Origin of the sequence: Erwinia sp. B116 (assembly GCF_002865965.1) — a bacterium.
Taxonomy (GTDB): domain Bacteria; phylum Pseudomonadota; class Gammaproteobacteria; order Enterobacterales; family Enterobacteriaceae; genus Erwinia.
Genome location: NZ_JRZZ01000077.1, coordinates 1 through 6,135 on the forward strand (window position 1 = coordinate 1; position 6,135 = coordinate 6,135).

General features: G+C 64.0%; 1 protein-coding gene. It reads right to left on the bottom strand.

All coding sequences use genetic code 11. The features are described from left to right. A partial coding sequence (locus tag NV64_RS22315; RefSeq protein ID WP_233209078.1) for an Ig-like domain-containing protein occupies positions 1-6,135 on the bottom strand: 6,135 nt, incomplete at both ends.

Genomic DNA, 6,135 nt, shown 5'->3' on the forward strand with positions numbered 1-6,135 from the left:
TGACCGACAGCACCTGGCCGTTCAGCTGAGCCGGGCTCAGCGTCGCGGTGAAGGTGCCGTCGGACAGGACCAGCCCGGTACCGAGGGTGACACCGGTCAGCGATTTCACGGTGATGGTGTCGCCCGCTTCGCCGCGTCCGCTCAGCGTCAGCCCGTCAGCAGACAGCGTCAGCGCCGTCGGTGCATCCGGGGAGGTGCTGTCGGAAGCGGTGATGCCGGCCGCCGGTGAAACGTGCAGCGCCGGATCGGTCTGGGTGACGCTCAGGACCTGTCCGTTCAGCTGAGCGGCGCTCAGGCCTACGGAGAAGGTGCCATCCGCCAGCACAATCGTGGTCCCCAGCGAGACGCCCGCCGCCGTTCTCACGGTAACGGTATCGCCCGCTTCGCCACGTCCGGTCAGGGTCAGACCGTCAGGGGAGAGCGCCAGGTTAGTCGGCGCATCCGGGGTGGTCACGTCGGCCGCGGTGTACGGTGTAGCAGCGGAAACGTGGCCCACCGGATCGGTCTGGGTGACCGACAGCACCTGGCCGTTGAGCTGGGCAGAACCCAGCGTCACGGAGAAGGAGCCGTTGGCCGCGACCAGCGCGGTGCCCAGCGTGACGCCGGCAGCCGATTTCACGATGACGGTGTCGCCCGCTTCGCCGGTACCGGTTAATACCAGTCCGTTCGTGGAGAGCGCGGTCACCACCGGTGCATCCGGCGTGGTGATGTCCGCCGCCGTGTAAGGGGCGACCGGTGAGACGTGCAGCGCCGGGTCGGTCTGGGTGACGCTCAGAACCTGTCCGTTAAGCTGAGCGGCGCTCAGACCTACGGAGAAGGTGCCGTCAGCCAGCACAACCGCGGTGCCCAGCGTCACGCCGGCGGCCGATTTCACGGTAACGGTATCACCCGCTTCGCCACGCCCGGTCAGCGTCAGGCCATCTGCAGACAGCGCGAGGTTAGTCGGCGCATCCGGGGTGGTGACGTCGGCCGCGGTGTATGGCGTTGCCGCAGAGATATGACCTACCGGATCGGTCTGGGTAACAGACAGGACCTGGCCGTTCAGCTGAGCCGGGCTCAGGGTGGCGGACCAGCTGCCGTCAGCCAGCACAATCGCGGTGCCCAGCGTAATGCCGGCAGCCGATTTCACGTTAACGGTGTCGCCCGCTTCGCCGGTACCGGTTAACACCAGCCCGTTGACGGAGAGTGCGGTCACTACCGGTGCGTCCGGCGTGGTGACGTCGGCAGCCGTGTAGCTGGCCGCTGGTGAGACGTGCAGCGCCGGATCGGTCTGGGTGACGTTCAGCACCTGACCGTTAAGCTGAGCGGCGCTCAGTTCCACGGAGAAGGTGCCGTCAGCCAGCACAACCGTGGTGCCCAGCGTCACGCCGGCGGCCGATTTCACGGTAACGGTATCACCCGCTTCGCCACGACCGGTCAGCACCAGGCCGTTGGCAGACAACGCAAGGTTAGTCGGCGCATCAGGCGTGGTGACGTCTGCGGCGGTGTATGGCGTTGCCGCAGAGATATGGCCTGCCGGGTCAGTCTGGGTAACGCTCAGGACCTGACCGTTCAGCTGAGCAGGGCTCAGATTCACGGAGAAGGTGCCATCAGCGCCGACTTGGACGGTGCCCAGCGTGGTACCTGCAGCATTTTTCACCACTACCGTGTCGCCCGCTTCACCGGTACCGGTTAATACCAGACCGTTGGCGGAGAGCGCGGTTACCACCGGTGCATCCGGCGTGATGGTATCGGCCGCGTTCAGCGTGGCAGAGGCGGAGACGTGCCCAACCGGGTCAGTCTGGCTGACGGACAGAACCTGACCGTTCAACTGAGCGGCGCTCAGTTCCACGGAGAAGGTGCCATCGGCCAGAACGGTTGCGGTGCCCAGAATGGCGCCGGCAGCCGACTTCACGGTGACGATATCGCCCGCTTCACCCCGTCCGCTCAGGAACAGCCCGTTATCGGACAGAACCAGATTGGTCGGTGCATCCGGCGTGGTGATATCCGCAGCCGTGGTGGTGCCCGCCGGAGAGGTATGGCCTGCCGGGTCGGTCTGGGTGACGCTCAGGACCTGGCCGTTCAGCTGAGCGGCGCTCAGATTCACGGAGAAGGTGCCGTTGCTGGCCACCAGAGCGGTACCCAGTGCCGTGCCAGCCGCGTTGCGGACGGTGACGGTATCGCCGGCTTCACCGTTACCGGTGAGCACCAGTCCGTTGGCGGAAACGGCGAGGTCAGTTGGCGCATCCGGGGTAGTGATATCCTCCGCGATAACGTTGGCCGCCGGAGAGGTCAGTCCGGCCGCGTCGGTCTGGGTCACGGTCAGCGTTTCACCGTTGGCCTGCGCCGGCGACAGAATCACACTGAAGGTGCCGTCGGTATCTACCTGAGTGGTAACGAGCAGCGTACCGCTGGCGTTTCTCACCGTTACCGTGGCGCCAGGCTCACCGAGACCGGTCAGTCGGGTTCCCTCCTCAATCACGTCGAGGTTGGTCGGCGCGTCCGGCGTGGTGGTGTCATTGGCCGTGGTGGTCGCGACAGGTGAGACGTGGCCAACCGGGTCGGTCTGGGTCACGCTCAGCACCTGGCCGTTCAGCTGGGCGCCGCTCAGCGTGACGCTGAAGGTGCCGTCTGCCGCCACGGTGCTGAAGCCGAGCGTACTGCCGGCGGCATTTTTCACCGTCACCACGTCACCTGCTTCACCCCGTCCGGTGAGGATCAGACCGTTATCTGACAGCAACAGATCCGTCGGTGCGTCAGGTGTCGTAATGTCCAGAGCCGTGACCGTGGCTGCCGGAGAGTAGAGGTTCGCCCCCGTGTTCTGCACGCTAACGTACAGGACTTCACCGTTCACCTGAGGTGAATCAAGCGTGACGGTAAAGCCGCCGCTTATCAGCAGAACAGCAGTGCCGACGGTAACACCCGCGGCATTTTTAACCACGATGGTTGTGGACAGCAGGCCTGCGGTTTCAGCCCTACCGGTGACGGTAAGACCATCCGGGGAGACCTGCAGATCGGTCGGCGCATCCAGAGAGAACGGACCTGGCGACGTTACCGGTGTCACCGGTGAGCTGAGGCCAGCTGCATCGGTCAGCACCACGTTGACCACCAGGCCTTGATCCTGCGGTTCGGTCAGAATGATGGTGAAGCTACCGTTGGCTTCGACGCTACCCGTACCGATCAGGTTGTTACTGGCGTCACGCACCGTCACCGTGGTCCCCGCTTCCCCTCTGCCGGTCAGGGTTACCCCGTCGTCGGCGATATTGAGGTTAGTCGGTGAGTCCGGGTTGGTGGTGTCGTCAGCGGTGTAGCTGGCTGCCGGTGAAACATGGCCGACCGGATCGGTCTGGGTCACGGTCAGCACCTGGCCGTTCAGCTGCGCGGTGGTCAGCGCCAGCGTGAAGTTACCGTCAGCATCCACGGTTATCACGGCCGGGTCAGTGGTCAGCGCGTTGCCGTTGGCACCATGAACGATAATGGTGTTACCCGCTTCGCCACGACCGGTCAGCACGACGCCGGTGGCGTCAAGCGCCAGATCGGTTGGTGCATCCGGGGTGGTGGTATCCGTAGCATCCACCGTGGCCGGCGTAGAGGTTTGGCCCTCGCCGTCGGTCAGCGTCACGGCGAGTGTTTCACCGTTGGTCTGAGCCGGGTTGAGGGTGACGCTGAAGCTGCCGTCAGACTGCACGATAGCCGTACCCAGTATCACCGTACCCAGCGCGTTGGTGACGTTAACGGTGGTGCCCGCTTCGCCACGTCCGGTAACGAGAGTACCGGTATCGTCAATGGCTACCCCGGTTGGTGCATCCGGTGTAGTGATATCGACGGCGGTAATGGCGGTGGACGGTGAGACGTGGCCAGCCGGATCGGTCTGGGTCACGGTCAGCGTTTCACCGTTCAGCTGCGCGGTAAGCAGCGTCAGGCTGAAGGTGCCGTCTCCGTTTACGGTGACCGGCGATGGATCGGTGGTCAGCACAATGCCGTTGGCATCGCGAACCAGGATCGTATCGCCCGGCTCACCTTTACCGCTCAGCACGATGCCGAAGGCATCAAACGTCAGGTCGGTCGGCGCATCCGGGGTGGTGGTATCAGCGGCGGTAACGGTGTATGCCGGCGAAACATGGCCTACGCCGTCGGTCAGCGTGACGTCGAGCGCCTGACCGTTAGTCTGAGCCGGGCTCAGGGTTACGGTAAAGTTGCCGTCGGCCAGCACGGTGCCGGTACCGATGACACCGCCCTGGGCGTTGGTGACGTTAACGGTGGTGCCCGGTTCGCCACGGCCGGTTACTTCGGTGCCCGCGTCGTTGATTGCCACGCCGGTAGGTGCATCCGGTGTTTCCGTATCATCGGCGAGGTAAGACGCAGCCGGTGACACGTGTCCAACCGGATCGGTCTGGGTCACGGTCAGGGTCTGGCCGTTCAGCTGAGCGCTGTCCAGGGTCAGGCTAAAGCTGCCGTCCGCTTCTACGATCACCGGTGACGGGATGGTGGTCAGAACGTTACCGTCTGCACCGTGAACGATGATGGTATCGCCCGCTTCGCCGCGACCGGTCAGCACGGTGCCGCTAGCGTCAAGCGCCAGATCGGTCGGTGCATCCGGCGTGGTGGTGTCAGGTGCGGTAATCACCGGTGACGGTTGGGAGATATGGCCGACGCCGTCGATCAGGCCCACGGTCAGCTCTTCGCCGTTGGTCAGAGGCGTTGGCAGGGTGACCGAGAAGGTGCCGTCCGCCAACACGGTGGAGTTGGCAATACTGTTGCCCAGCGCGTTATAGACGATAACCGTGGTACCTGGCTCGCCTTTACCGGTGATCACGCTGCCGGTATCGTCGATCGCCACGTCGGTTGGTGCATCCGGCGTAAGGATATCCTCGGCGACGATGGTCTCTGACGCTGAGGTATGTCCTGCCGGGTCGGTCTGGGTCACGGTCAGGGTTTCACCGTTGAGCTGCGCGGATGGCAGGGTCAGGGTGAAGGTTCCGTCTGGTGCCACGGTGACAACGGCTGGCGTGGTGGAGACCACGTTACCTTTTGCATCATGCACGACGATGGTATCGCCTGCTTCGCCGCGGCCGGTCAGTATCAGGCCGGTGGCATCAAGCGCCAGGTCGGTCGGTGCATCCGGCGTGGTGGTATCCGGTGCGTCAACCTCTCCTGCCGGTGAGATATGGTCCGCGCCGTCGGTCAGAGTGACGGTCAACGATTCGCCGTTGGTCTGAGCCGGGCTGATCGCCACGGTGAAGCTGCCGTCTGAGTCAACGGTGGCTGAACCGATCTGGTTACCCAGTGCGTCATAAACCTTAGCGATGGTGCCCGCTTCGCCCTGGCCCGTTACCACCGTACCGCTGTCGTTAATTTCCACGGCGGTTGGTGCATCCGGGGTGACGGTATCGAGAGCGGTCACGCTGCCCGGCTGCGATACATGATTGGCCGGGTCGGTCTGGGTGATGGTCAGTTGTTCGCCGTTGATCTGTGCGGCAGGCAGGGTGATCGAGAAGGTCCCGTCATCTGCTACCACATCGCTGGCAATCACGTTACCGTTCGGGCCATAAACCTTAACGGTGTTACCCGCTTCGCCTTTGCCGGTCAACACCAGGCCTGCAGCATCCAGCAGCAGATCGGTCGGCGCATCCGGCGTAATGTTATCCGGGGCGTTATAGGTGGTTGGATCGGAAGTGTTATTTGCCGCATCGATCAGCGTAACGCTCAGCGTTTCACCATTCTGCTGCGCGGCGTTTAGGGTGACGGAGAAGGTACCATCATCTTCCACGACAGAGGTGCCCAGCAGAGCACCGGTGGCGCTGCGTACATTCACCGTCGCGCCTGGTTCGCCGTTACCGGTCAGAATCAGACCACTGACAGAGAGCGCAAGGCCGGTTGGTGCGTCAGGGGCATCGGCGTCAGCATCTGCATCTGCATCTGCATCTGCATCTGCATCGGCGTCGGCGTCGGCATCGGCATCGGCGTCGGCATCCGCATCGGCGTCGGCATCCGCATCAGCGTCCGCATCGGCGTCGGCATCGGCATCGGCGTCGGCATCCGCATCCGCATCGGCATCGGCGTCGGCATCGGCATCGGCGTCGGCATCCGCGTCGGCATCGGCATCGGCATCGGCATCGGCATCCGCATCGGCGTCCGCGTCCGCATCGGCGTCAG